At 70.5% G+C, this 25,194-nt stretch carries 23 protein-coding genes and 1 pseudogene; 13 read left to right on the top strand and 11 right to left on the bottom strand.

The window, feature by feature from the left end:
* Window position 1 precedes the first annotated feature (1 nt).
* From Apa02nite_RS48385 to Apa02nite_RS48355, 7 genes are read right to left on the bottom strand one after another with little or no spacing between them, the layout of a single operon-like run.
* Window positions 2-976 carry a type II secretion system F family protein gene (locus tag Apa02nite_RS48385; RefSeq protein WP_203831168.1) on the bottom strand — a complete coding sequence of 325 codons (975 nt, stop codon included), beginning with the start codon at window positions 974-976 and terminating at the stop codon, window positions 2-4.
* A 6-nt stretch (window positions 977-982) separates the two neighbouring features.
* Window positions 983-2,362 carry a TadA family conjugal transfer-associated ATPase gene (locus Apa02nite_RS48380; protein WP_239165104.1) on the bottom strand — a complete coding sequence of 460 codons (1,380 nt, stop codon included), beginning with the start codon at window positions 2,360-2,362 and terminating at the stop codon, window positions 983-985.
* A gap of 25 nt (window positions 2,363-2,387) precedes the next feature.
* Window positions 2,388-3,557, bottom strand: coding sequence for a CpaE/TadZ family protein (locus tag Apa02nite_RS48375; RefSeq protein ID WP_067707939.1), 1,170 nt, complete (start codon window positions 3,555-3,557; stop codon window positions 2,388-2,390).
* A gap of 46 nt (window positions 3,558-3,603) precedes the next feature.
* Window positions 3,604-4,455, bottom strand: coding sequence for an RcpC/CpaB family pilus assembly protein (locus tag Apa02nite_RS48370; RefSeq protein ID WP_203831166.1), 852 nt, complete (start codon window positions 4,453-4,455; stop codon window positions 3,604-3,606).
* 22 nt (window positions 4,456-4,477) lie between these two features.
* Window positions 4,478-5,758, bottom strand: a complete 1,281-nt coding sequence (locus Apa02nite_RS48365) for a Tad domain-containing protein (protein WP_203831165.1) — start codon at window positions 5,756-5,758, stop codon at window positions 4,478-4,480.
* A complete protein-coding gene (locus Apa02nite_RS48360; RefSeq protein WP_275412919.1) occupies window positions 5,746-6,252 on the bottom strand; it encodes a TadE/TadG family type IV pilus assembly protein in 507 nt (168 codons plus the stop codon). The genes Apa02nite_RS48365 and Apa02nite_RS48360 overlap by 13 nt, the downstream gene beginning before the upstream one ends.
* Window positions 6,152-6,520 carry a response regulator gene (locus Apa02nite_RS48355; protein ID WP_232345111.1) on the bottom strand — a complete coding sequence of 123 codons (369 nt, stop codon included), beginning with the start codon at window positions 6,518-6,520 and terminating at the stop codon, window positions 6,152-6,154. Before Apa02nite_RS48355 ends, Apa02nite_RS48360 begins: the two co-directional genes overlap by 101 nt.
* A gap of 411 nt (window positions 6,521-6,931) precedes the next feature.
* Here Apa02nite_RS48355 and Apa02nite_RS48350 point away from each other — a divergent pair, with 411 nt between their 5' ends.
* From Apa02nite_RS48350 to Apa02nite_RS48325, 6 genes are all read left to right on the top strand, one after another.
* Complete coding sequence (locus Apa02nite_RS48350; RefSeq protein WP_203831163.1) at window positions 6,932-8,023, top strand: ABC transporter substrate-binding protein; 1,092 nt, start codon at window positions 6,932-6,934, stop codon at window positions 8,021-8,023.
* Window positions 8,024-8,089: 66 nt separating this feature from the next.
* Window positions 8,090-9,589 carry a sugar ABC transporter ATP-binding protein gene (locus Apa02nite_RS48345; protein ID WP_203831162.1) on the top strand — a complete coding sequence of 500 codons (1,500 nt, stop codon included), beginning with the start codon at window positions 8,090-8,092 and terminating at the stop codon, window positions 9,587-9,589.
* On the top strand, window positions 9,586-10,548 hold the full coding sequence (locus tag Apa02nite_RS48340; protein WP_203831161.1) for an ABC transporter permease: 963 nt from the start codon (window positions 9,586-9,588) through the stop codon (window positions 10,546-10,548). The genes Apa02nite_RS48345 and Apa02nite_RS48340 overlap by 4 nt, the downstream gene beginning before the upstream one ends.
* A gap of 2 nt (window positions 10,549-10,550) precedes the next feature.
* Entirely contained in the window at window positions 10,551-11,528 is a 978-nt protein-coding gene (locus Apa02nite_RS48335; RefSeq protein ID WP_203831179.1) for an ABC transporter permease, read from the top strand.
* Window positions 11,529-11,561: 33 nt separating this feature from the next.
* A complete protein-coding gene (locus tag Apa02nite_RS48330) occupies window positions 11,562-14,342 on the top strand; it encodes an AbfB domain-containing protein (RefSeq protein ID WP_203831160.1) in 2,781 nt (926 codons plus the stop codon).
* A gap of 285 nt (window positions 14,343-14,627) precedes the next feature.
* Entirely contained in the window at window positions 14,628-15,461 is an 834-nt protein-coding gene (locus tag Apa02nite_RS48325) for a hypothetical protein (protein ID WP_203831159.1), read from the top strand.
* Between the two features lie 4 nt (window positions 15,462-15,465).
* Here the strand turns inward: Apa02nite_RS48325 and Apa02nite_RS48320 are convergent, their stop codons facing one another.
* Window positions 15,466-16,365 carry an endonuclease/exonuclease/phosphatase family protein gene (locus Apa02nite_RS48320; RefSeq protein WP_239165103.1) on the bottom strand — a complete coding sequence of 300 codons (900 nt, stop codon included), beginning with the start codon at window positions 16,363-16,365 and terminating at the stop codon, window positions 15,466-15,468.
* A 37-nt stretch (window positions 16,366-16,402) separates the two neighbouring features.
* Here Apa02nite_RS48320 and Apa02nite_RS48315 point away from each other — a divergent pair, with 37 nt between their 5' ends.
* From Apa02nite_RS48315 to Apa02nite_RS48305, 3 genes are all read left to right on the top strand, one after another.
* On the top strand, window positions 16,403-17,272 hold the full coding sequence (locus Apa02nite_RS48315) for an alpha/beta hydrolase family protein (RefSeq protein ID WP_203831158.1): 870 nt from the start codon (window positions 16,403-16,405) through the stop codon (window positions 17,270-17,272).
* Window positions 17,273-17,276: 4 nt separating this feature from the next.
* Window positions 17,277-17,702, top strand: coding sequence for a MarR family winged helix-turn-helix transcriptional regulator (locus tag Apa02nite_RS48310; protein ID WP_203831157.1), 426 nt, complete (start codon window positions 17,277-17,279; stop codon window positions 17,700-17,702).
* A gap of 129 nt (window positions 17,703-17,831) precedes the next feature.
* Complete coding sequence (locus Apa02nite_RS48305; protein WP_067707901.1) at window positions 17,832-18,359, top strand: pyruvoyl-dependent arginine decarboxylase; 528 nt, start codon at window positions 17,832-17,834, stop codon at window positions 18,357-18,359.
* Window positions 18,360-18,649: 290 nt separating this feature from the next.
* Here the strand turns inward: Apa02nite_RS48305 and Apa02nite_RS48300 are convergent, their stop codons facing one another.
* On the bottom strand, window positions 18,650-19,750 hold the full coding sequence (locus tag Apa02nite_RS48300) for a calcium:cation antiporter (RefSeq protein ID WP_067707899.1): 1,101 nt from the start codon (window positions 19,748-19,750) through the stop codon (window positions 18,650-18,652).
* 57 nt (window positions 19,751-19,807) lie between these two features.
* On the opposite strand from Apa02nite_RS48300, the gene Apa02nite_RS48295 reads away from it, so the two are divergent.
* Complete coding sequence (locus tag Apa02nite_RS48295) at window positions 19,808-20,113, top strand: Rdx family protein (RefSeq protein ID WP_198171352.1); 306 nt, start codon at window positions 19,808-19,810, stop codon at window positions 20,111-20,113.
* A 241-nt stretch (window positions 20,114-20,354) separates the two neighbouring features.
* Here the strand turns inward: Apa02nite_RS48295 and Apa02nite_RS48290 are convergent, their stop codons facing one another.
* Entirely contained in the window at window positions 20,355-21,284 is a 930-nt protein-coding gene (locus tag Apa02nite_RS48290) for a diacylglycerol/lipid kinase family protein (RefSeq protein WP_067707893.1), read from the bottom strand.
* 94 nt (window positions 21,285-21,378) lie between these two features.
* Window positions 21,379-22,476 (bottom strand): LCP family protein, encoded by a 1,098-nt coding sequence (locus Apa02nite_RS48285; protein WP_239165102.1) that lies wholly within the window; start codon window positions 22,474-22,476, stop codon window positions 21,379-21,381.
* 231 nt (window positions 22,477-22,707) lie between these two features.
* Here Apa02nite_RS48285 and Apa02nite_RS48280 point away from each other — a divergent pair, with 231 nt between their 5' ends.
* The 3 genes and pseudogenes from Apa02nite_RS48280 to Apa02nite_RS48270 form a co-directional block, all read left to right on the top strand.
* Window positions 22,708-23,688: a glycosyltransferase family 2 protein gene (locus tag Apa02nite_RS48280; RefSeq protein ID WP_203831155.1), complete on the top strand. Its 981-nt coding sequence runs from the start codon at window positions 22,708-22,710 to the stop codon at window positions 23,686-23,688.
* Window positions 23,678-24,799 (top strand): glycosyltransferase, encoded by a 1,122-nt coding sequence (locus Apa02nite_RS48275; RefSeq protein ID WP_203831154.1) that lies wholly within the window; start codon window positions 23,678-23,680, stop codon window positions 24,797-24,799. Before Apa02nite_RS48280 ends, Apa02nite_RS48275 begins: the two co-directional genes overlap by 11 nt.
* An 81-nt stretch (window positions 24,800-24,880) precedes the next feature.
* Window positions 24,881-25,194: pseudogene (locus Apa02nite_RS48270) on the top strand (hypothetical protein); the annotation flags it as partial.

The following is a 25,194-nucleotide window of genomic DNA, read 5'->3' as shown; positions in this document are numbered from 1 at the left end:
CTCACACCTCGACCTTGACCACGGCTCGCAGCCAGACCACGCCGATACCCATCATGACCAGCGCGGCGGCGATCATGGCGATGCCGGCCGGCTGGTGGAACATCGGCCGCAGGTACTCCGGCCGGACCGCCCAGAGCCCGCCGGCCGCCATGAACGGCATCGCGCCCAGGGTGTACGCCGAGACCCGGCCCTCGCCGGACAGGCTGCGCACCTGCCGCATCAGGTAGGCCCGCTCCTTCATGGTGTCCGCGGTCGTCTGCATCACCTCGACCAGGCTGCCGCCCACCTCCCGCTGCAGGCGCAGCGCCATCACCAGCCAGATCATCTCGGCGCTGTGCATCCGCTCGCCGATCCGTTCCAGGGCGTCCTCGAACTCGCCGCTGATCCGGGTCTCGGAGAGCGCCCGGCGCAGCTCGCTGGCGACCGGCCCGGGGTCGTCACGGACCGACGCCTCGACCGACTGGTGCAGGGTGAAGCCGGAGCGCAGCGAACTGATCATGAGTTGGAGGGCGCCCGGCAGCTCGTCGGCGAACACCCGCTCGCGGCGGCGGATCCGGGACCGCAGCACGGCGTTCGCCCCGAAGAACCCGGCCGGCAGCCCGAGCAGGCCCAGCACCGGCGTCAGCAGCAGGCCGAGGAGCAGCATCACGCCGAGCGCGGCGTACAGGCGGACGACCAGCCACTCGCCCGGTCGCAGGCTGCCACCCAGCCGGTCCAGCAGCGGGGCGCTGCGTTCGGCCAGGGTGTGCAGGCCGGGACGCCGCTCGACGCGCCGGCCCTGGGTGGCGAGCAACCGGCGCAGCGGCGGGTCGGGTGCGGTCTCCTTCCGTACGGTGAACTGCCGCAGGGTGGCCAGCCGGCGCTGGATCGGGGTCTTGCCGAACGCGCTCTGCAGCAGCAGCCAGGCCAGGGCGAACACCGCGGTGCCGGTGGCCAGGACCGCGACGACCAGGGCCAGCATCGGCTGGGCGGACACGCCGCCTCACCGCCGCCGGCTGTTGGAGAACATGGTGGCCGGCAGGGTCACGCCGTACATCGCCAGAGTGTCGGTGAAGTGCGGGCGGATACCGGTGGACTTGATCACCGGGATGCCGCCGGGCAGGTCCGAGGTGGCCGTGGGGTCGTACAGGAAAAGGTCCTGCAAGGTGATCACGTCACCCTCCATGCCGACCACCTCGGTGATGTGGGTGACCTTGCGGGTGCCGTCCTTGAACCGGCTGACCTGCAGGATCAGGTCGACCGCGGAGGCGACCTGATCCCGGATCGCGCGGATCGGCAGGTCCATGCCGGCCATCAGCACCATGGTCTCCATCCGGGACAGCGCGTCCCGGGGAGTGTTGGCGTGCAGGGTGGTCAGCGAGCCGTCGTGACCGGTGTTCATCGCCTGCAGCATGTCCAGCGCGGCGCTGTCGCGCACCTCGCCGACCACGATCCGGTCCGGTCGCATCCGCAGCGCGTTGCGGACCAGCTCGCGGGTGGTGATGGTGCCGCGGCCCTCCGAGTTCGACGGCCGGGACTCCAGGCGCACCACGTGGTCCTGGACCAGCTGGAGCTCGGCGGCGTCCTCGATGGTGACGATGCGCTCGTCGGTCGGCACGAAGCCGGACAGGATGTTCAGCACGGTGGTCTTGCCGGAGCCGGTGCCGCCGCTGACCACGATGTTGCGCCGGCCGCGCACGCAGGCGTCCAGGAACTCGGCGGCCGGCCGGGTCAGCGTGCCGTACTGGAGCAGGTCGCCGACGGTGAGCGGCACCGAGGCGAACTTCCGGATGGTCAGCGACGAGCCGTCCAGGGCGATCGGCGGCACCACGGCGTTGACCCGGCTGCCGTCCGGCAGGCGGGCGTCCACCATCGGGCTGGCCTCGTCCACCCGCCGGCCGACCCGGGAGCAGATCCGGTCGATGATCCGGCGCAGGTGTGACTCGTCGTCGAACTCGGCGGCCACCTTCTCGATCCGGCCGAAGCGTTCCACGTAGACCGAGTGCGCCCCGTTCACCATCACCTCGGTCACCGACGTGTCGCGCAGCAGCGACTCGATCGGGCCGTGGCCGAGCACCTCGTCGACCACCTCGCGGGTGATCCGGGTGCGGTCGGCGCCGGAGAGCGGGGTCTCCTCCCGGGCCAGCAGCTCGTTGAGCGCCTCGCGGACCCGTGCGTCCAGGTCGTCGCTGCGGTCGTTGCTGTAGAGCGTCGGGCCGAGCTCGTCGGCGAGTTTGCGCTGGATCCGCAGCCGGACCTCGCCGACCTGGTCGGTGGGCTGGCGGCCGGCGGCGCGGTACCGTTCGCCGCCGCGCGGCTCGGTGGAGGCGACGGCTGCGGCCGCGGCCGCCGCGGCGCCGCCCAGCCGGCTGGAGAGGCTCACCTGTCCCACCTGTCCTTCGGGTCGTTCACTTGAACAGCCGGCTCAGGAAGCTGCGGCGCTCCTGCGGGGTGGTGTCCACGCCGGCGCACCGGTCGGCCAGCTCCCGGATCGCCCGGCTGACCGGGTGCAGCGGGTCGGTCATCGCGATCGGCTCACCCTGGTTGACCGAGACGATCACGTCCCGGCTGGACGGGACCTGCACCGCGAACGGCATCCCGACGGCCAGCTCCACCTCGGCCGGGCTCAGGCCGACCTGGGTGTTGGCCCGGTTGAACACCAGCAGGCGCTTGTCCTTCGGGTAGTCGAGCAGGTCGAACATCTCCGAGGTCAGCCGGACCGACTTGAGCGTGGGCAGGTCCGGGGTGACGATCGGGACGAACCAGTCGGACATGTCCAGCGCGGCGAGCACCTGGTCGGTGACCACCGACGGGGTGTCCACCACGATGAAGTCGTAGAGCGGGCGGGCCACGTCCAGCAGCTCGACCACGAACTCGCGGCGGACCTGCTCACCCTCGGCTGGGCTGGCCGGCGCGAGCAGCGTGTCCAGGCCGGTCCGGTAGTTGGTGACGATCGAGCGCAGGCCCGGCTCGTCCAGCCGCCCGGCCATCGGCAGGCCGCCGGCGATGCTGCGTTCCGGCGACAGCTTCATCATGATCGCCACGTCGCCGAACTGCAGGTCCAGGTCCATCAGCAGCACCCGGCGGCCGGCGCCGGCCAGCGCCACCGCCAGGTTCACCGCGACCACGCTGCGGCCGCAGCCGCCCTTGCCGGCGAAGACGGTGATCACCCGGGCGAACGGTGCGGCGTCGCCGGCGCCGCGCATGCTGGTGCTGAGCGCCTTGGAGAGGTCGACCGAGCGGACCGTGGCCGCCCGGATGCCCTCCTCGTCCTGCTCGGCGACCAGCTCCCGGATGCCGGACTGCAGGCAGCGCATCACCGCGTCGGCCTCGATCACCCGGCGGACCAGCACCACCCCGATCACCGGGCGCTGCAGCCGCTGGTACGCCGTGAACATCAGCGCTTCTTCCAGGTCCACCTCGGCGCCGAGCACCACGAGCAGGGTCTCCGGGTACCGGGGCAGGTACGTCTCCAGCTCGCTCATGCTCTTGAGCATGGTGCCGCCGATCGACCGGAAGTCGTCACCCCAGTGCGCCCGGCGCTCGTCGTCCGGCTCGACGTAGACGTAGAGGCTCATCGCTTCGCCTCCGCTGCGCACCGGCGGCGCTGGCTCGCCCGCCGGCTCATTTGACGACCCAGCTGGTGTCGACGGCCGGGTAGGCGCTGGAGGTGGCGTTCGGGCCGAGCAGCGCCAGGTAGAGCTTTCCGCTCTGCACGGCGTGCACCAGGCGCAGCGAGTCCTTGTCGTTCACGGCCAGGGTGACCACGTACCGCAGGATGCCCGCGACGGTGGGCGCGTTGCTGGCCATCGCCTGATTGACGTTGCCGGCCACCGCGCCGCTGGAGTTGCTCGGATCGGGTGTGGGGGTGACCCAGCCGGTGCCGGAGGGCGGCGGGGTGGTCGGCGGCAGCGGCAGCGACTCCCCGATGGTGATCACCCGGGCCTTGGCCAGCAGCAGCTGGGTCATCGGAATCGTCTCCGACTGGCCGGCCGTGGTGGTGACCTTCACGTCGTACGTGTAGTAGACCGCGACCAGGTCGCCCGGCGTGATGTTGCCGGCCACCTGCGGCGCCACGTTGAGCAGCACCGAGACGGCCAGCGACTTGCGGGGCACCGGGATCCGCTCGGTGTGCGACGGCGCCGGCGGGGCCGGTTGGAACAGCGTCTTCATCAGCAGCTGCTTCGGCTGCAGGTCGGCGGCCAGGCGCAGCTTGTCGAGGGCGCCGTCCCAGGCGGAGAGCGCGCCGGTGGGCACGGTCACGGTGGGTACCAGCAGGCGCTCGGTCAGGCCCCGGCTGCGGATCTCGGCGCCGCTGGTGTTCACCGGGATCCGCTGCTTGGCGACCAGCACCCAGGTGCCCTCCTTGCCGCTGAGCGCCCGGCGGTCGGCCGAGCGGGCGTACGACAGGACGGCCAGCCCACTGATACCCGCCAGCAGGAGTGCGGCCAACAGGATCAGGACGCGGCGCCGCATGGGATCACCTTCTCAGCCGGGCTCATCCGGTGCGGCCGATTACCGTCGCCCCGAAGTTCGTGGTGGAGGCGAACTCGTTGGGCAGGTGGTTGGCGATCAGGCTGCGGGTGAAGTGGCCGTAGATGCAGGACTGCGCCAGGCACGTGGTCCGTTCGAGCACCGACATCAGGCCGGGCAGCTGCGCGAGGATGCCCAGCACCGATGCCCGGTCGACGACGACGAACGGCGCGAAGCCGATGATGCGATACCTGACCGGCAACAGGTTGGTGAGGGCGAGGCCGGTGATCTGGTCCCAGATCGGCACCATCAGGACCTGGCCGTTCTTGCTCGCGTCCAGCGCCTGGACGCATGTGACCGAGGTGCCGCTGAGCAGGTCCCCCAGGCCGCCGGCCGACCACGTGTAGTAGTCAGTGGTCGCCGTCGACGCGCTGACCCGGATCATGCAGTTGGCGTCCGGCGCGGTCTGGTCCGGGTTGACCAGCCAGGTCCAGCCCTTCTGGCTGGAGTCGGTGAGACTGCACCTGTTGCCGATGCCGAGAACCGGGTTGGAGATGGTGACCTGCTCGTTGGTCGGGGTGGAGAGGCCGAGCAGGCCGTAGAGGCCGCTCTGCTGCAGCAGCGGATCCAGCGGGCCGAGCAGCTGGAAATTCGTGCCGCTGGTGGTCATCCGGTCGAAGTCGCACTTGGAGATGCCCAGGGCGAACGCGTTCGCGGTCAGCGGGGTGCCCCAGGCGACCCGGGCGCAGGCGCCCATCGTGGTGCCGGTGTAGGGCGTACCCGGCAGCGCCTGACCGAAGATCGGCGAGACCGCCGCGGTGCCGTCGGTGTTCCTGGTGCTGGTGCGCACCTCGACGTACTGGTACTTACCGCTGGTGGTCGGCAGCGGCGGGCAGGTGACCGGGGTGTTCCAGGTGGTCGGGCAGCCGACGGCGTTCGTCGCCACCCCGGTCGGCGAGATCGAGACCAGGCAGATCTGCACATCGCTGATCGAATCCTTGGAGTTCCGGTTCGCGTACGTCTGAGCGTTGACCAGTTGCTTGGCGACCGTGCAGTCGAGGAGGGGATTGCTGCTGTTCGCGCAGGTCTGTGCGATCTTCCAGGACGCGGCGTCGGCACCGCTCTGCAGCTGTTCCCGCTCGACGTAGAGCACCCCGATGTCGACCACCAGCGCGCACATGCCGAGCAACACCCCGGTGCCGGCCAGGACCGCCACCAGCGCGGTGATCACGCCGTGGTCGTCCGGCTCGTCGTCGTGTCGCGGCGGCCGGAGCGCGGACCACACCTTCCGGATCAGCCGACGCATGACATCACGCCGGTGGCGGACAGGGTGATCGTGGCCATGTTCTGCCCGCCGACCACCTGCACCAGGGCGACCAGTGGTGTGATCGGGTCGTAGGTGCGCTGGACGACGATCTTGCTGTCCACGCCGATCCCGGAGCCGGCCGTGCAGACGGTGGCCGTGGTGTAGGTCAGCGTGACCGAGGTGCCCACGATCCCGCTGATCTTGGCTTTCACGTCGGTGACCGACCCGTTCAGGGCGCCCAGCCGGGCGCCCTCCCGGGCCGCTTCGGTGAGCTGGATGAACTGCTGCAGCATCCGGCCCATGTCGATGATGCCGAACATGATCAGCAGCAGCACCGGCATGACGATGGCGGTTTCCAGCGCGGCGACACCCCGGTCGTTCCGCGCCCGCCGTTTAACGCGCGGAACTCCCCGCCCCTTGAGCGAGAACCATGCGCAGCATTCCGGCCAGCCGGTCCGCCGTGTACGGTTTCGCGATGAATGGCGATCCGGCACGGATCAGCCCTTTCTTGATCGCGATTTCCTCCGGCACACCGGAGACGTAGACAATCTTCATGCCGGGGCGGACCTCGGAGGCCGACCGGGCCAACTCCCCTCCGGAAACCCCGGGCAGGCCCAGGTCGGTGAGGAGCACGTCGATCGGTCCGCTGTGCACCCGGCAGGTCATGATGGCGCTGACCGGGTCTTTCGCGACGAGCACGTCGAACCCACGCATCTCGAGCATTTGCGATGCGAGCTCACGAAGATCCTCATCGTCCTCCACCAGAAGGACGACCGGACCCTGTCGCTCGGTTGCTTTCCACATCATTCCTCTCCCGCGGCACGAGGAATTCGGTGGCGACCGTCCGGTCGCCGCCTTGACTAACGCTATCCAGCCGCCGGTCGGCGGCGATGCGAATTCTGGAAATGCTCTTACGTCCGTTCTCCGGCGTGATACGTGCCGTCCAGCACCAATTGCGGCTGCACATTTCGCTCAGGCCCCGCCGGGCGGGCTCCCGGCGCCCACCGTCGGTGCCCTCAAGATCACGATGCGCTGATGTCACGTTTCGCCCTGGTTACAGTTCGGGGTCTTGACAGATAAAGAGCGTCGATGGGTGAATGTGTTGGAACCTGATCGGACAAGTGAGTGATCAACTAACTTTTGCGTGTGAAGCCGTTGGCTTTGGGGAGAACTATGTTCAAAAACGTCAGTTCCGCGCGTCCACGCACCATCACCGCCACCTTCGCCGCGGCCGCCCTCCTGCTCGGCGCGGGCGCCTGCGCCAAGAGCGAGGACTCCGGCGCCACCGGCGGTTCCTCGGCCGCGCCGGCCGCCACCCAGGTGGTCGCGTCGGCCCCGGCCGGCTCCGCCACCTGCACCGCCGACCAGTACGGCGCCGCCAAGCTCGACCTGAAGACGGCGAGCGTCGGCTTCTCCCAGTCGGAGAAGGAGGCGAACCCGTTCCGGATCGCCGAGACGCAGTCCATCAAGGACGAGGCCGCCAAGCTGGGCATCACCAAGCTGAAGACCGCGAACGCCGCGTCGCAGTTCAACAAGCAGATCAGCGACGTCGAGCAGATGATCGACTCGGGCGTCCAGCTGCTGGTCATCGCGCCGCTGAACTCGGACGGCTGGGACTCGGTGTTCGCCAAGGCGGCCGCCAAGCACGTCCCGATCATCACGATCGACCGGAAGATCAACGCAGCGGCCTGCAAGGACTACCTGACCTTCATCGGGTCGGACTTCGCCGAGCAGGGCAAGCGGGCCGCCGACGCGATGGCCAAGGCGCTGGGCAACAAGGGTGAGGTGGCGATCCTGCTGGGCGCGCCCGGCAACAACGTGACCACGCTGCGGACCAGCGGCTTCAAGGACCAGATCGCCAAGGTCGCGCCGGACATCAAGATCACGTTCGAGCAGACCGGCAACTTCTCCCGTGAGGACGGCCAGAAGGTCGCCGAGCAGCTGCTGCAGTCCAACCCGAACATCAACGGCATCTACGGCGAGAACGACGAGATGGCCCTGGGCGCGATCACCGCGCTGAAGGGTGCCGGTAAGAAGGCCGGTGACGTCAAGATCGTGTCGATCGACGGGACCAAGGGCGCGGTGCAGGGCATCGTCGACGGCTGGGTCTCCGCGGTCATCGAGTCGAACCCGAGGTTCGGCCCGCTCGCCTTCGCGACCGCGACCACGTTCTTCACCGGCGGCCCGGTCGGGCAGGACGTCGTCATCCAGGATCGTGCCTACGACGAGAGCAACGCCAAGACCGACATCGGCAGCGCGTACTAGAGAGCGCTCTCAATCGGTGCCCGGCCGCGCGGCCGGGCACCGGTCCCGGCAGAAGGAGGGCGGCACATGCTGCTGGAGGTGGCCGGCGTTTCCAAGAACTTCCCGGGCGTACGAGCTCTGGACGGGGTGTCCTTCACCCTGCAGCCGGGCGAGGTGCACGCCCTGGTGGGGGAGAACGGCGCCGGCAAGTCGACATTGATCAAGGTGCTCACCGGTGTCTACCAGCCGGACGGCGGTGAGCTGCGGTACCAGGGCGAGCCGGCCCGGTTCGCCACCCCGTTGGACGCCCAGCGCGCCGGGATCTCCACCATCTACCAGGAGGTCAACCTCGTCCCGCTGATGAGCGTGGCGCACAACCTGTTCCTCGGCCGCGAGCCGCGCAACCGGTTCGGGCTGCTGGACGAGGCCCGGATGGTCCACGAGGCCACCGAGGTGCTCGCCGGGTACGGCGTCCGCGCCGACGTACGCCACCGGCTCGGCACCCTGGCCCTCGGCGCGCAGCAGATGGTCGCGCTGGCCCGGGCCGTCATGGTCGACGCCAAGGTCGTGGTGATGGACGAGCCCACCTCGTCGCTGGAGCCGCGCGAGGTGGAGACGCTGTTCGGGGTGATCCGGGACCTGCACGCCCGGGGGATCGGCATCGTCTACGTCTCGCACCGGCTCGACGAGCTCTACAAGATCTGCGACGCAGTCACCATCCTGCGCGACGGCAAGCTGGTGCACACCGGGACGATGGCCGGCCTGGAGCGGCGCAAGCTGGTCTCGCTGATGATCGGCCGCGAGTTCGGCGAGGACTTCACCAGCTTCACCGAGACGCCGGAGAGCGTGCTGACCGGCGAGCCGGTGCTCCGGGTGACCGGGCTGACCAGCCGGCCCCGGCTGCGCGACATCACCTTCGAGGTGCGGCCCGGCGAGGTGGTCGGGCTCGGCGGGCTGCTCGGCGCCGGGCGCAGCGAGACGATCAAAGCGATCGGCGGGGCCTACCCGGTGGACTCCGGCACCATCGAGGTGGACGGGGTGACCCTGACCCGGCCCAGCACGGTCCGCGCGGTCCGAGCCGGCGTGGCGACCCAGCCGGAGGACCGCAAGGCCGAGGGCATCGTCGCCGGGCTCTCGGTCCGGGACAACATCGCGCTCGCCATCCTGCCCCGGATGACCCGGTTCGGCCTGGTCAGCGACAAGAAGATCGACGCCGTGGTGGCGACCTACATGAGCCGGCTGCGGATCAAGGCGGCGAGTCCGGACCAGCTGGTCGGCGACCTCTCCGGCGGCAACCAGCAGAAGGTGCTGCTGGCCCGGCTGCTCGCCACCGGCCCGAAGGTGCTGCTGCTGGACGAGCCGACCCGGGGGATCGACGTCGGCGCCAAGGCCGAGGTGCAGGCGCTGATCGACGAGCTGGCCGCCGAGGGGCTCGGCGTGGTGCTGGTCTCCTCGGACGCCGAGGAGCTGGTCGAGGGCGCCGACCGGGTCGTGGTGCTGCGCGACGGCGTGGTGGTCGGTGTGCTCACCGGCGACCAGGTGACCACCGAGGACCTGATGGCCACGATCGCGGAGGCCGCGGAATGACCACCGAAGCCCTGCGGACCGGCATCGACCTGAGCCGGCTGCGCAAAGGCCTGCCCCGGTGCGGCGTCTACCTGGCGATCCTGCTGCTGATCGTCTACAACATCGTGTTCACGCCGTACTTCCTGACCCTCAGCAACCTGCGCATCCAGCTGATCCAGGCGGCGCCCGTGGTGATCGTCGCGCTGGGCATGGCGCTGGTGATCGGCACCGAGGGCATCGACCTCTCGGTCGGCTCGGTGATGGCGCTCGCCGCCGCACTGATCCCGCTCTACCTCGGGTACGGCGTGGTCGCCGCGATCCTCGCCTCGCTGGCGGCCGGCGTCGCGATCGGGCTGATCAACGGCATCCTGGTGGCGAAGGTCGGCCTGCAACCGATCGTGGCCACCCTCGCGCTGTTCGTCGGCGGCCGCGGCCTGGCCGTGGTGATCTCCGAGGGCAAGCTCAAGGACGTCCGCAACGAGGACTTCCTCTACCTGGGCTCCGGCGACTTCCTCCGGGTGCCGGTGCTGGTCTGGATCGCCGCGCTGCTGGTCCTGGTGGTCGCGTTCGTGGTCCGGCGCACCGTGTTCGGCCGGCGGCTGCTCGCGGTCGGCGGCAACCGGCCGGCCGCCGAGCTGGCCGGTCTGCCGGTGAAGCGGGTGCTGATCGGGGTCTACGTGCTCTGCGCGGTGCTCGCCTCGATCGCCGGCCTGCTCTCGGTGTCCCGGATCCAGTCCAGCGACGCCTCGGCGGTCGGCCTGCTGATCGAGCTGTCCGCGATCACCGCGGTGGTGGTCGGCGGCACCCCGCTCACCGGTGGCCGGGTCCGGGTGCTCGGCACCGTGGCCGGCGCCCTGCTCATGCAACTGGTGGTCGCCACCATGATCAAACACGATCTCCCGCCGTCCACCACCGAGATGGCCCAGGCCGTGATCATCCTGGTCGCGGTGTACGTGGCCCGGGAGAGGAGGACCCGGTGACGATGTCCGTTCCCCTTCCGGCCGGCCCGTCCCGCCTGGCCGGCGCGGTGCAGCGCCAGGGCGCGCTCGCGGTGCTGGTCACCGTGGTGGTGGTCAGCCTGGCCACGTTCCCCGGCTTCCGCAGCGCGGACAACGCCGGGACGATCCTGATCGCCGCGGCCCCGCCGATGCTGATCGCGCTCGGCATGACCTTCGTGATCATCACGGGCGGGATCGACCTCTCGGTCGGCTCGCTCTACGTGCTCGGTGGCGTGGTGGCCGCCTGGGCCTCCCAGTACGGCCTGCTCGCCGCGCTGGTCGCGCCGCTGCTGCTGTGCGGGGCGATCGGGGTGCTCAACGGGGTGCTCATCGCCCGTACCGGAATGGCGCCCTTCATCGTCACGCTCGCCGCACTGCTCGGCGCGCGCGGTCTGATGCGCAGCATCAGCGATCAGGGGTCGACCACCTACCTGGTGCGCAGCGACGCGTTCCACGAGCTGGGCACCGGTGCGCTGTTCGGCGTCGGCTACCAGGTGTGGCTGGCGGCCGGGCTGGTCGGTGCGGGCATCGTGGTGCTGAACCGGACCCGGTTCGGCCACGCGGTGAACGCGATCGGCGGCAGCGAGGACGCCGCCGCGCTGATGGGCCTGCCGGTCCGCCGGATCAAGATCGGTGTCTACCTGCTCTCCGGGCTGCTGGCCGGCCTGGCCGGGGCGATCAACGCGGCCAAGCTCGGCTCCGGCGTCACGGTGCTCGGCAGCGGCATGGAACTCGACGCCATCGCCGCCGTGGTCATCGGCGGCACCCTGCTCACCGGCGGCTCCGGATCCATCGCCGGAACGGTCGCCGGAGTGTTGCTGCTCGGCGTGATCCAGAACCTGATCAACCAGGTCGGCGACGTCAACAGCAATTGGCAACAGGTGATCAGCGGCGGCTTCCTCGCCGCCGTGGTCGTGGCCCAGACCTATGTGGTACGGGTCAGACGCGCCCCATCCCCCTGAAGAAAGACGCTCCGCCTCCCCCTAAGGAGTTCGATGCGCCACCTCGTCCTCAGAACGGTGGCCGCTCTCGCGCTGGTCGCCGGTGGCCTCACGGTCACCGGCGCACCCGCAGCGGCCGCACCGGCGAAGACCCCGCCGCTGGTCACCCCGTGGACCAGTCAGGTCTCCACCACCAACCCGCTACCCGAGTACCCCCGCCCGCAGATGACCCGCCCGGACTGGCAGTCGCTCAACGGCGAGTGGCAGTTCCTGAACCCGGCCACCGACGGCAGTGGCAACGTCAACCGGAACGCCGCGCCGCCGATCGGGCAGACCCTGCCGGAGCGGATCAACGTGCCGTACCCGGTGGAGTCCGCCCTCTCCGGGATCATGCGCAACGACAACCGTGACCTGATGTTCTACCGCCGCACCTTCACCGTCCCGGCGGCGTGGAGCGGCCGGCGGGTGCAGCTGCACTTCGGCGCGGTCGACTACGAGTCCACGGTCTGGGTCAACGGCACCCAGGTGACCACGCACAAGGGCGGCTACGACCGGTTCGAGGTGGACATCACCCCGCAGCTGACCGCCGGCGCCAACGAGATCGTCGTCCGGGTGTACGACCCGACCGACGGCCGCGGCGAGGAACAGCCGTCCGGCAAGCAGACCAACAACCCGAGCGGCATCTTCTACACACCCACCTCGGGCATCTGGCAGACCGTGTGGCTGGAGCCGACCGCTACCACCTCGATCTACTCGGTCGACATCTATCCCAACCTCGCTGCCAAGAACATCCGCGTGAAGGTGTTCACCCGGGGGACTGCGTCAAGTGTGGTCGCCGAGGCTCTCTCCGGCAGCACGGTGGTGGGGACCACGACCAGTGGCGCCACCGAGTTCACCGTCCCGGTGCCGAACACCCGGCTCTGGTCGCCGGACGACCCCTACCTCTACAACCTGCGGGTCTCGCTGCGGGACTCCAGCGGGGCCACCGTCGACCAGGTGGTGAACTACTTCGGCATGCGCGAGGTCGGCACCAAGATGGTCAACGGCGTGCTGCGGCCCACCCTGAACGGCGAGTTCGTCTTCCAGGCCGGCACCCTCGACCAGGGCTTCTGGCCGGACGGCCTCTACACCGCGCCCACCGACGCGGCGCTGGCCTCGGACATCCAGAAGCACAAGGACCTGGGCTTCAACATGGTCCGCAAGCACATCAAGGTGGAGCCCGCCCGCTGGTACTACTGGGCTGACCGGCTCGGCCTGCTGGTCTGGCAGGACATCCCGTCCGGCGGGGACGCCACCAAGACCGCGGCGCAGATCGCCGAGTACGAGTCCGAGGCCCGCGAGATCATCGACGAGCACCGGTTCAGCCCGGCGGTGATCACCTACGTGCCGTTCAACGAGGGCTGGGGCGAGTGGAACCTGGCCGACACCCAGCGGATCACCCGGGACCTGAAGGCGTACGACCCGACCCGGCTGATGAACCCGCACAGTGGCTTCAACTGCTGCGCGTCGAAGGGTGACCCGGGCACCGGCGACATCATCGACTGGCACATGTACACCGGCCCGGAGGCGCCGCTGCCGTCCGCGACCCGGGTGTCGATCCTGGGCGAGTTCGGCGGGCTGGGGCTGCGCACACCCGGCCACGAGTACAGCCCGAACGGGCAGTACTTCGCGTACGAGCAGATGTCCAGCCCGGCACAGCTCACCGACCGGTTCACCGGGATGATCCGGGACAGCGAACGGCTGATGACCACGCGGGGCCTGTCCGGCTTCGTCTACACCGAGATCACCGACGTGGAGGGCGAGTACAACGGCCTCTACACGTACGACCGGCAGGTCCAGAAGGTGGACACCGGCCAGGTGCGCACCGCACTGACCAACCTGATCAACGCGTCGAAGAACCAGAACGCCGTCGTGCCGCTCACCCTCGGGCACACCCGGTCGTTCCAGGTGACCACGGCCGGCTACACCAACCGGTACCTGCGGCATGCCGACTCGCTCGCCCGGACCGACGTGATCAGCGGGGACACCGCGCGGCAGGACGCGTCGTTCCGTACCGTGGCCGGGCTCGCCGACCCGCGCTGCTACTCGTTCGAGTCGGTGAACAACCCGGGCAAGTACCTGCGGCACGCGTCCGGGCGGGCGCGGATCGACGCGGACACCGGCGGGACGTTCCGGGCCGACGCCACCTGGTGCACACGGGCCGGGCTGGCCGCCGGTGGGGTGTCGTTCGAGTCGTACAACGTCCCGGGCTCGTTCCTGCGGCACGCCTCGGAGCTGGTCTACCTGGCCGCGAACGACGGCACGGCGGGCTTCGCCGCCGACGCCACCTGGAACGTCGCCAACCCGGCGCAGTGGCGCAGTTCGGTGCTCCTCGGGTACGACGTGCGGCGCTCGCTGCAGGTCACCACGTGGGGATACACCGACCGGTACCTGCGGCACGCCAGTGACCTGGGCTGGACCGAGTCGGTCAACGCGGGCAGCGCCGCGCTGCTGAAGCAGGACGCCACCTTCACCCTGCGGCACGGGCTGTCCGACTCGTCCTGCTACTCGTTCGAGTCGGTCAACTACCCGGGCCGGTTCCTGCGGCACGCCGACAACCGGATCCGGCTGGCGGCGAACGACGCCTCGGCGCTGTTCGCGGCGGACGCCACCTTCTGCGCCCGCCCCGGGCTGGGCGGCGTCGGGGTGACCTTCGAGTCGATCAACTTCCCGGGCCGGTTCCTGCGGCACTTCGACTCGCAGGCCTGGACCGCGGCGGGCACCGGCTCGAGCTGGGACCGGCCGCAGACGCTCTCCGCCGACGCGAGCTGGAACGTGGTGACCGGCTGGGCCTGATCGAGGGGTGAGAAGTGCGGGCGCCGGTGGGCGCCCGCACTTTTCTGTCGGCTTACCGCCTCCCGGTGACATCCGCATGGCCCTTCATAGCCGGCTGCCGATACCGTGACAGCGTGCTCGCGCTGCTCAAGGGCGACTGCCAGGCCGGACATGGACAACCGGATAGACCGTGATCGTCGGTACAGCGGGTGGTCGCGGTGAGCGACCATGTCCTACATTGCTGGTTCTTGAGGTCCGTTCCGCCATCCGGCGCCCCGGGCTGCAGATAACCGAGGAGAGCGCGTCATGACCCAGGACCACAACCCGCCGCCGGAGCAGCACCCGTACGGCGGTCCCGTTCCTCCGGCCCCGGGTTCCCCGGCCCCCGGCTCCGGCGGCCCCGCGTACGGCCAGCCCCAGCCGGGTTACGGCCAGCCGCAGCCGGGCCAGCCCGGTTATGGTCAGCCGCCGCAGCAGGGCTTCGGTCAGCCCCAGCCGGGTTACGGCCCGCCGCCGCAGCAGGGCTTCGGTCAGCCCCAGCCCGGTTACGGTCAGCCGCCGCAGGGCTACGGTCAGCCCCAGCCGGGCTACGGTCAGCCCCAGCCCGGCTTCACCGGCTTCGGCGCCGGTCCGGCCGCCGCTCCGGTCAAGCCGGCCCTGACCTGGACCGTGCTGGGCGCCGGTGTCATCGCGTTCCTGGCGTCGTTCATGCCGTGGGCGTCGGTCACCGCGCCGATCACCGGCACCCAGACGGCGTCCGGCATGGACGGCTCGGCGGGGTTCTTCACCCTGCTGCTCGGTCTCGCGCTGGTCGCCTACGCGGCCATCACGCTGCGAGGCAAGCCGGCGCTGCCGTCCTACGCCCCGTGGGCCGGCGTCGGCGTCTCCGGCCTGCTCCTGCTGATCGCGATCTACCAGATCATCGACGTGCAGTCGGCGGCCAACAAGCTGAAGGACGCGTTCGGCGGCCAGGACGACCCGTTCGGCCTCGGCAAGGCGTTCAGCTCCTCGATCAAGGTCAGCATCGGCTTCGGCCTCTGGCTGCTGGTCATCGCCGCGATCGCCGGTCTGGCCGCGACGGTGCTGATCGCGCTCCAGCAGAAGAAGGCGCAGGCGACCCCGCCGCCCGCGCAGTACTGAGGCGTCACCCGATCCCGGCGGCGAGCGGCCGATGGTCGCTCGCCGTCCGGGGCAGGGCGCGCAGCCGGGTCACCGTCATCGACCGGGCCAGGATCTGATCGATCCGGGCGACCGGGGCGGCGGCCGGCCAGGTAAGGGCGAAATCGGCCGGCGGCGCGGTCGTCGACCGGCTGATCGGGCGCAGCCCGCGGTCGCCGGCGGTGGTGTTCAGGTCGCCGATCACGAGCAGTCGCGGCACCGGGTCGGCGCTGATCAGCGCGCCGAGGCGCCGGGCGCTCTCGTCCCGGCGGTCCGAGGTGAGCCCGCCCGCGGTGAGCCGCACCGACGGCAGGTGGGCGACGTAGACCGCGATGTCACCCCGCGGAGCGCGGGCGACGGCGCGCAGGCCACGGTTCCAGTCCGCGCCCAGGTCGTGCGGGCGGATGTCCACCGGCGCCGCCTCGGTCAGCGGGAACCGCGACCAGAGCGCCACGGTGCCCTGCACGGTGTGGAACGGCAGCGCCGGGTCCAGCACGCTCGCGTACGCCGGCACCGCCTCGGGCAGCACCTCCTCCAGCCCGACCAGGTCGGGTCCGGCGGCCAGCAGCGCGCGGGCGGTCGCGGCCGGGTCCGGGTTCTCGTCGCTGACGTTGTGCTGGACCACGGTCAGCTCCGGCGTCCCGGTGTCCCGGGGCAGCAGGTGCCCGCCGAACTGGACCAGCCAGACCGCGAGCGGCAGCAGCGTGCCGAGGGCGCCGAGCCGGGACCGCCGCCACCCGGCGATCACGAGCAGCAGCGGCACGAGCAGGACCGACCACGGCAGGAACGTCTCGATCAGGCTGCCCAGGTTGCCGATCGCGTTCGGCACCAGCCCGGGGAACCCGATGATCACGGCGGCCAGTAGCGCAACGCACAGGATCGGCACTGGGTGATCCTTTCAGTCGTCCGCTATCTTATTTCGCATGCGAAATAGTGAGACGGTACGGATCCCGGTCGCGACCGGTGGCGCCGTCACGGCCACCCTGTTCCCGCCCGAGACGCCGGTCGCCGTCCTGGTCGTACACTCGGCGACCGCCACCCCGCAGGGCTTCTACGCGTCCTTCGCCGGCTACCTCGCCGAGCACGGGATCGCCACGGTCACCTACGACTACCGCGGCACCGGCCGGTCCGGTCACCCGCGCGACCACCGTGACCTGGGCATGCGCGACTGGATCAGCGCCGACGCCCCGGCCGTGGCGGCCTGGGCCGCCGAGCGGTTCCCCGGCCTGCCCCGGCTCGCCCTCGGGCACAGCCTCGGCGGGCACGTCATCGCGCTCGGCGCGGCGGGGCAGCCGGCCGCCTCGGTGATCGTCGCGTCGCACCTGGCCGCGGTGCGCGCCATCGATTCGTTCGCCGAACGGGTGCGGGTGCGGCTCATGCTGCACGTCCTCGGCCCGGCGTCCGGGCGGCTGCTCGGCTATGTCCCGGCCCGCCGGCTGGGGCTCGGCGAGGACCTGCCGGCTGCCGCGATGGCCGAGTGGGGTCGCTGGGCGCGGCTCGGCAACTACTTCTTCGACGACCCGTCGATGCGCGCGCGGGAACGGACCGCCACCGTCACCGGGCCGGTGCTGGCGGTCGGCACCTCGGACGACCCGTGGTCCACGCCCGGCCAGATGGACGCGCTGACCGTGCACCTGACCGGGGCGGTCGTGGAGCGGCGGACGTACACGCCGGCCGGTGCCGGGGTGCCGATGATCGGGCATCACGGGCTGCTGCGCCGCTCGGTGCGGGACACGGTCTGGCCGGAACTGCTGGCCTGGTTGCAGGCCCACGCGGAGAAGGCGTCAAGATGACCGCGTGCGCCTGCCTCGTTTGATCTTCCTGCTCTTCAACGCCGACCGCACGGTCCGGCGCTGGATCGACGCCCGTTCCGCGGACACCGGGATCGGCGCGGCCGGCGCCGGCGTGCTCTTCTACCTCGCCGGGCATGACAACGCGCTGATCGGCGACGTGACCGCCGCGCTCGGCGCGTCGCCGTCCGGGATCAGCGGTCTGGTCAACCGGCTGGAGCGCGGTGGCTGTGTGACCCGCTCGCCGGATCCGGACGACGCCCGTGCGGTCCGGCTCTCGCTGACCCCTCGCGGCCACGCGTCGGTCGCCCGCGCGCACGTCCTGGTCGGCGACCTGAACGAGCAGCTCATCGACGGTTTCACCGCGTCCGAGGTGGACGTGATCGGTCGCTGGCTGGAGCACGTGAGCCGGATCTCCGTCAATCGGGAATGATTGATTTACGTTACTTTAGGTAACGGTCGGCCAATTCTCTCGGTCTCCGCGGAGGATCGGCGCAGGGTGGGGGACTCGGCACACTGGGTGAGTCCCCCATGCTGCCGTTCTACCGCTTCGAGGAGCCCCATGACTGACTCCGTCGTCTACGACCAGATCCCCGTCGTTCGCGCCATCGGGCGGGGAACCACCTCGCTGAGCGCGTTCCACGATGCGCTGGTGGCCATGGAGTGCGGTTTCTACAACCTGGTCCGGCTGTCCAGCGTCATCCCGCCCGGTACGACCGTCGACGCGAGCGGCAAGGCGCCGGTCCCGGTCGGGGCGTGGGGTGACCGGTTGTTCTGCGTCTACGCCGAGCAGCACGCCAGTCAGCCCGGCGAGGAGGCCTGGGCCGGTATCGGCTGGGTGCAGCGGCGGGACGGTCAGGGCGGGCTCTTCGTCGAGCACGAGGGGACGAGCGAGGCGTTCGTCACCGAGTCGATCCGGGCGAGCCTGCGTGACCTGGTGAAGGGCCACGAGGAGGAGTTCGAGGGCCCGGACTACGTGGTGCACGGCGTCGTCTCGGACGGCACGCCGGTCTGTGCCATGGTCCTGGCCCCCTACGAGACCATCTCCTGGAAGGGCGCCACCGCGTCCACCGCCCCCAGCATGAACTGACCCCACGCCGCTCGGCGCCCGTCCCGTGCCGCGCGCCCGTCCCACTCCGCGCGCCTTGTCTCACGCCGCGCATCCCGCTTCACCTCGAGGCCTCGTCCCTTTCCGGGGCGGGGCCTCGTGCTTGTGGGGTTTGCTCTGACCGTTACCACCCACGGACGTCGCCCCGGAGGGCTTCGCGTTCTGGACGCGCCAGCGGCCAGCGAAGCCCGCAGGGGTCCCGGCGGGAGCGACGATCCGCACCCCGGCGGACGCACGACACAAAGCTCTTGATCTTGATGTTCGTGCGGTCTTTAAGGGCTGGCAGCCAGAAAGAGAAACGCAGCGAGAAGACTCAAATGGACGCCGCCTTGGAGGACGTTGGCGCGGCCGGGGACCACCGTCAGCGTGCCGACCGCGACCGTGAGGGCGAGCAGCACCATCTGGGTTCCGCCGAGGCCGAGCAGCAGCGGGCCGTCCAGCCAGATCATCGCGACCGCGATCGCCGGGATGGTCAGTCCGATACTGGCCATCGCGGAGCCGAGTGCCAGGTTGAGGCTGGTCTGGATGCGGTCCCGGGAGGCGGCGCGGACCGCGGCGATCGTCTCCGGGAGCAGGACCATCAGCGCGATCACGACACCGACGACCCCCTGCGGCAGGCCTGCGCTCTCCACGGCCGACTCGACGGCCGGCGAAACGCCCTTGGCCAGGCCGACCACGCCGATCAGGGCGACGAGCAGCAGACCGAGACTGGTCAGCGCGGCCCGGCTCGACGGCGGCTCCAGGTGCTCCTCGGCGTCGATCACCTGGCCGGCCGTGGTGATCGGCAGGAAGTAGTCGCGGTGCCGGCGGGTCTGCACGGCCACGAAGAGCAGGTACAGCCCGAGCGAGGCGAACGCGGCGAACCCGAGCTGGGCCGGGGAGAACTGCGCGCCGGGCCGGCTCGTGGTGAAGCTCGGCAGGACCAGGCTGAGCGTGGCGATCATCGCGACGGTGGCGAACATCGACCCGGTGCCTTCCGGGTTGAAGACCGCGATCCGTCGCCGCAACGCTCCGACCAGCAGTGAGATGCCGAGAATGCCGTTGCAGGTGATCATCACGGCGGCGAAGACGGTGTCCCTCGCCAGCGACTGCGTCTTCTCGCCACCGCTGATCATCAGCGTGACGATCAGCGCGACCTCGATGATCGTGACAGCCACCGCGAGCACCAGTGAGCCGAACGGTTCCCCGACCCGGTGCGCGACGACCTCGGCGTGGTGCACGGCGGCGAGCACGGCGCCGGCGAGCAGCGCGGCGGCCAGCACCACCGCCGGCGGTGGCAGGTCGCGGCCCCACGTCAGCACGAGCGCGGCAACGGCGAGCACCGGGACGTATACCGTCCAGTGCGACAGATACGACAGCGTTTTGGGTGTCATCCGGCAACTCTGCCAGAGGATCCGCGTCGCTGCAGGCATCGGGGATACTCGGTCGTTGTGACGAACCGGACGCCTCGCCTCGAGATCGAGTACTGCACACAGTGCCGCTGGCTCCTCCGCGCGGCGTGGCTGGCGCAGGAGCTGCTCACCACGTTTCCGCGGGATCTGGGCGAGGTGGCGCTGGTCCCGGGCATCGGCGGGGTCTTCGAGGTACGTCTGGACGGCGAGATCCTCTGGAACCGCAAACCCGACGGCTTCCCCGACCTGCCGCAGCTCAAGCGCCTGGTCCGGGACCGCGTCGCCCCGGACCGCGACCTCGGCCACTCCGACCGCAAGGACACTGCGCCCGAAGCCGCTTCCTGAGCCCGAGGCAGCTCCCGCACTCGTCGTGCCACCACCGTGCGTGTGATTTTTCGGTGCGGAGCGCGCCCGAACTCCCCACACAGGGTGGGCTGTCGCCTTGTGTGTGATGTTTGGGTGCGGAGCGCGCCTGAACTCCCCACGCTCTGGTGATTTCCGGTCTGTGTGTGAAGTTTGGGTGCGCTCCGCGCCGAAACTTCACACACTGGGTGGGGTCAGGGGGCGAGGCGCTGCTCGGGCTGGGTCAGTGGTCGGGGCTGTCGGCCGGGGCCATGATGCGCAGGGCGTTGGCGTCCACCGCGATCCGCATCGGTGTCGAGCCGCACGGTTCCCCGTCGACCTCGACGTGGGCCGGGCGGTCGGTTTCCAGCCAGAGTTCGCGGACGGCGAGGAACGGCCGTTCGTGCAGCGTGCGGCGGTGGCCGGTGGCGGCGTTGCGGGCGGTCTCGCGGAGCAGCTCGCGCCGGGACGGTCCGCCGACCGGGTACGCCACCAGCAGCCGATCGTCGGCGTGCGCGTCCGCGGTGATCGGCCGGCCGGCGTGGAAGCCGCCGTTGGCCACGTACACCTGATGGGTGTGGAAGTGCAGCTCGCGGCCGTCGGCCCGGATGGTGGCGCGCAGCGGGCGGTGCCGGGCCAGCAGCCCGAGCGCGGTGAGCGGGTAGGCGATCCGCCCGGTCAGGCGCTTCAACCGCGGCGGGGCGCTGATCATCACCTCGGCGGAGAGGCCGATGCCGACGTGGTTGGTGAACGGCATGTCCCCGGCCAGGCCCAGGTCCACGTCGATCACCTTGCCGTCGACCAGGGTGGCGATCGCGGCCTGCAGGTCGGGTTCGATGCGTACGGTGCGGGCGAAGTTGTTCGTGGTGCCCAGCGGCAGCAGCCCGAGCGCGACGTCCTGGTGGGCGAGCATCCGCCCGGCGGTGCTGATCGTCCCGTCGCCACCGCCGGCGATCAGCAGGTCGGGGCCCTTGCCGAGCGCGTCGGCGAGCAGTCCTTCGAGGTCGCCGGAGTGCTCCATGGCATACGTGCCGAGCAGGTCGAACCCGGCGGCGACCAGGGACTCGCGGGCATCGTCGTAGAGCTGGCGTCCCCGCCGTGACCGGGTGTTGACGACCAGCGCCGCCCGTCGGTCCCGCCGGATGTCCTCGGTGAGCCGCTGCTTGCTCCGCACCCGCTGACCCTATCCGCCACACCTCTGCCACACCTGTGGAGCCACGACCCGCCGCCGCGCGAGACCGCGCGAGACCGAGGCCGCGCGGGGCCGATCAGGCCGGGTCGACGAACTTGGGGTGGCCCAGCAGGAACTCGTCGATGGCGTCCTTCTTCATCGCCTGCAGCAGCTTCATGCTGTCGTCGCTCAGGATCTCGACGCTGCCGAGCCCCGGTATCGAGTCGGAGTTCAGCTCGCCCTCGTTGGTCTTGATGGTGACCAGGTTGTCCGGCTTGACGCTGCGCAGCGACAGCGCCCAGTCGGCCAGCTGGATCCCGCCGGTGTCGATGGTCATCGACTTGCCGAACGCGGTGAGCAACGACGGCAGCTTGGTCGGCGAGTCCAAGCCGTCCTTCAGCGCCTGGTTGATGATGGCCTTGAAGAACTGCTGCTGGTGCCGCTGCCGGCCGTAGTCCAGCGAGTTGTCCCCGAGCAGGTCACGCTGCCGGACGAAGTCGAGCGCCTCGGCCGGGGTGAAGCAGTGGTCGCCCTTGGCGTAGAAGTTCGGTTTCACGCCCGGGATCGAGCGCTTCAGCGTGCCGTCCGGGTTGATCACGAACGGTGCGGCCGGCTTGCCGTCCTTGCCGGTGCCCTTGTGGATCGAGGTGGTGTCGGTGTCGACGTACATGCAGACCTTGCCGAGCACCTTCACCACGTCGCGGAAGCCCTGGAAGTCGATGATCGCGCCGGCGTCCGGAGTGATCCCGGTCAGCTGTTTCACCGTCATGGTGAGCAGCTCGAAGCCGTGCTTCAGCGCGTCGTTGCCCTTCAGCCCGCGGGTGCCGAAGGCGAACGCTGCATTGATCTTGGCGCGGCCGCCGGCGAACTTCTGCGCGGTGTTGTCGTAGGCCGGGATGGTGACCAGGCTGTCGCGGGGGAGGGAGACCAGGTAGCCGCTCGAATGGTCCTTGTTGACGTGCAACAGGATGATCGAGTCGGACCGCAGCGGCTCGCCGTTGATCTGGTCGGGGCGCTGGTCGATGCCGACCAGCAGGATGTTCTTCGCGCCGTCCAGACTGGCGTTCTTCTTCTCCAGCTCGGGTTTCGCCGAGCCGAGCAGCTCGTCCTGGCCGACCGCGGAGGTGGCCGCGGCGACCGTGGCCTTGAGACCCACCGCGCTGCCGCCGCCGGCCACCAGCAGGACCGATCCCACGACGACGGTCCAGAAGGCCCAGCGGGGTGAGCGACGTCGGCGTCTGCTGGTCCTGCGCAAGATCGGCTCCTCGTTTCCGGGGTACTTCCAATCATGAAGACGGGCGCGGCGCCGCGAAAGACTGCCGTGGCGCGAGGAAAATTTTGGGTACGCGTGTTGCTCGCCTGTTAACCCCTCACCCGCCGATCTCCGTTAACTGTCGCGCCGCCGGGGGCTCATAACGTCCGCGGCATGTCCCCCGAACCGGATGTCAGTGTCGTCATCCCGACGTGCAACCGGCCGGAGCTGGCCGTTCGCGCCGCGCGCAGTGCACTCGGACAGACCTGGCGGAACCTCGAGGTGATCGTCGTGGTCGACGGCCCCGACGAGGCCACCGTGAAGGCTCTTGCCGAGATCGGCGACCCGCGGATCGAGGTGATCGTGCTGCCGGAGCGCGGCAAGGCCCCGAACGCCCGCAACGTCGGCGCCCGGCACGCCCGCGGCCGCTGGACCGCGATGCTCGACGACGACGACGAATGGCTGCCCACCAAGCTGGCCGTGCAGATCGGACTGGCCGAGGCCTCCGGCGTGCCGGACCCGGTCGTCGCCTGCCGGATGATCAACCGGACGCCGCGCGCCGACTCGGTCATGCCACGCCGGCTGCCCGCACCGGGCGAGCCGATCAGCGAGTACTTCACCGTCCGCCGTGGCCTGTTCTACGGCGACGGTTTCATCCAGACGTCCACCATCCTGGCGTCCACCGAGCTGTGGCGCCGGGTGCCGTTCACCGTCGGCCTGCGCCGCCAGCAGGAGCTGGACTGGGCGCTGCGGGCGCTGCGCGAGCCGGGCACCGAGCTGATCTACGCGAGCGAGCCACTGGTCCTCTGGCACCAGGACGAGGACCGGGATCGGATCAGCCTGCAGAACCCGTGGCGCGAACAGCTGGAGTGGCTGCGGGCCAGCCGCGACCTGTTCACCCCGCGGGCGTACGCGGCGTTCACGCTCAGCGTGCTCAGCTCGATGACCGCGCCGACCCGCGACGTGAAGCTCTTCCGCGAGCTGCTCGCCGAGGCTCGGGGGCAGGGTCGTCCGGGTGCCCTCGACTACCTCACGCACCTGCAGATCTGGGCGCTGCCGCCGAGCATGCGGCACCGGTTGCGCGACCTGATCGTGGGCCGGCCGAAGAGCCCTCCGCAGCCGCAGGACGACCGGGTCCCCGCCGATGTCGACTGACCGCCGTGTCGCGATCTGGCGCAGCGCGATGCTGCCCGGCTCGGAGACGTTCATCCGCGGTCAGGGCGACGCCCTGGCCCGCTGGACGCCGACCTACGTGGGCGCGACCAGGATCGAGTCGGCTCTCTCCCGTACCCAAGATGTGATTGCTTTTCCGGACGGGCGTGGGTTTCTGCGGCTTCGTCTCACCGGAGCTTCGCCCCGGCTTTTCCAGACCCTTTCCGAGGTACGACCGGAGCTCGTGCACGCGCACTTCGGTGGCGACGGCTGGCTGGTCAGCCACTCGGCCGGGCGTCTCGGCGTGCCTCTGGTGGTGACCGTGCACGGGCATGACGTCACCCGCCAGCCGACGGCTCCGGGCGCGAAGGGCGTGCGGTACCGCCGCAATCTGCAGACCGTGTTCCGCCGTGCCGCCATGGTCATCGCGGTCTCCGAGGTGATCCGCGAGCAGGCGGTCCGGTGGGGAGCCGACCCGGCGAAGGTGCGGGTGCACCACACCGGCGTGCTCGTGCCGCCGGCCGTGCCGATGGTGCCGAAACGCTGGGACGTGGTGTTCGTCGGCCGGTTCACCGCCAAGAAGGGCATCGACGACCTGCTCACCGCGCTCGCCTCGATGCATTCGCCGCGGCCGCGCGCGCTGTTCATCGGCGACGGCGAGCTGATGCCGGCGATGCGCGCCCGGGCCGAGGACCTGCGGGTGGACGCGACGTTCGTGGGCAGCCGGTCACCCGAGGCGGTGCAGCGGCACCTCGCCGAGTCCCGGATCCTGGCATGCCCGTCGAAGACCGCGCCGGACGGCGACACCGAGGGCCTGCCGACCACTCTGCTGGAGGCGGCCGCGCTCGGTCTGCCGGTCGCCGCCACCCGGCACAGTGGTATCCCGGAGGCGGTCGTCGACGGCGAGACCGGCCTGCTCACCCCGGAGGCGGACCCGGCCGCGCTGGCCGGCTCACTGACCCGGCTGCTCGGCGACGCGGAGCTGCGCCACCGCTTCGGGGTGCAGGCCCGCCGCCGGGTGAGCACGCATTTCGACCTGGTCGAGCAGACGCGTCGCCTGGAAGAGCTGTATGACGAGTCGACGGCGGCGGCTAGGCTTGCCAGCCACCGGTGAGCCACGGCCCGCGGTCGGGGTGCCCGCCGGTGGCGCCGATCCACCCGGGTCCGGCGTCGAGCTGACGCCTGGAGAAACACCATGACTTGTACGTTCTGTGGCTCGATCGCCGTACCGGCGAACGGCGTCTGCCCGGCGTGCGGCCGTACCGACCCGGGCGCGTCGCCCGCCACCGCCTGGCCGGACCCGCTGGCCGCGTCGTCGCTGTCCGACCCGCTGTCGGGCGGCAGCCGTACCGACCCGGCGCACCCGGCGACTGCTCCGTACGGCGTCCCGGTCGACCCGTTCACCGGCCCGACCACCGGCGACCCGTACGCGACCCCGTACGTCGACGGCCCGACGTCCCCGGCTTCCTCGGCTCCCTCGGCTCCCCTTGCGCCGACGCAGCCGTTCAG

Origin of the sequence: Actinoplanes palleronii (genome assembly GCF_016862315.1) — a bacterium.
In the GTDB taxonomy this organism is placed as follows: Bacteria; Actinomycetota; Actinomycetes; order Mycobacteriales; family Micromonosporaceae; genus Actinoplanes; species Actinoplanes palleronii.
This window is presented reverse-complemented; position numbering and strand designations above follow the sequence as displayed.

What these genes read in the sequence shown, in the direction of transcription:
- Apa02nite_RS48275 (WP_203831154.1), top strand. Translation starts at nt 23,678, where the DNA reads ATGTCGACTGACCGCCGTGTCGCGATCTGGCGCAGCGCGATGCTGCCC.
- Apa02nite_RS48370 (WP_203831166.1), bottom strand. Translation starts at nt 4,455, where the DNA reads ATGCGGCGCCGCGTCCTGATCCTGTTGGCCGCACTCCTGCTGGCGGGT.
- Apa02nite_RS48280 (WP_203831155.1), top strand. Translation starts at nt 22,708, where the DNA reads ATGTCCCCCGAACCGGATGTCAGTGTCGTCATCCCGACGTGCAACCGG.
- Apa02nite_RS48345 (WP_203831162.1), top strand. Translation starts at nt 8,090, where the DNA reads ATGCTGCTGGAGGTGGCCGGCGTTTCCAAGAACTTCCCGGGCGTACGA.
- Apa02nite_RS48375 (WP_067707939.1), bottom strand. Translation starts at nt 3,557, where the DNA reads ATGAGCCTCTACGTCTACGTCGAGCCGGACGACGAGCGCCGGGCGCAC.
- Apa02nite_RS48315 (WP_203831158.1), top strand. Translation starts at nt 16,403, where the DNA reads ATGCGAAATAGTGAGACGGTACGGATCCCGGTCGCGACCGGTGGCGCC.
- Apa02nite_RS48350 (WP_203831163.1), top strand. Translation starts at nt 6,932, where the DNA reads ATGTTCAAAAACGTCAGTTCCGCGCGTCCACGCACCATCACCGCCACC.
- Apa02nite_RS48335 (WP_203831179.1), top strand. Translation starts at nt 10,551, where the DNA reads ATGTCCGTTCCCCTTCCGGCCGGCCCGTCCCGCCTGGCCGGCGCGGTG.
- Apa02nite_RS48340 (WP_203831161.1), top strand. Translation starts at nt 9,586, where the DNA reads ATGACCACCGAAGCCCTGCGGACCGGCATCGACCTGAGCCGGCTGCGC.
- Apa02nite_RS48330 (WP_203831160.1), top strand. Translation starts at nt 11,562, where the DNA reads ATGCGCCACCTCGTCCTCAGAACGGTGGCCGCTCTCGCGCTGGTCGCC.
- Apa02nite_RS48305 (WP_067707901.1), top strand. Translation starts at nt 17,832, where the DNA reads ATGACTGACTCCGTCGTCTACGACCAGATCCCCGTCGTTCGCGCCATC.
- Apa02nite_RS48325 (WP_203831159.1), top strand. Translation starts at nt 14,628, where the DNA reads ATGACCCAGGACCACAACCCGCCGCCGGAGCAGCACCCGTACGGCGGT.
- Apa02nite_RS48300 (WP_067707899.1), bottom strand. Translation starts at nt 19,750, where the DNA reads ATGACACCCAAAACGCTGTCGTATCTGTCGCACTGGACGGTATACGTC.
- Apa02nite_RS48365 (WP_203831165.1), bottom strand. Translation starts at nt 5,758, where the DNA reads ATGCGTCGGCTGATCCGGAAGGTGTGGTCCGCGCTCCGGCCGCCGCGA.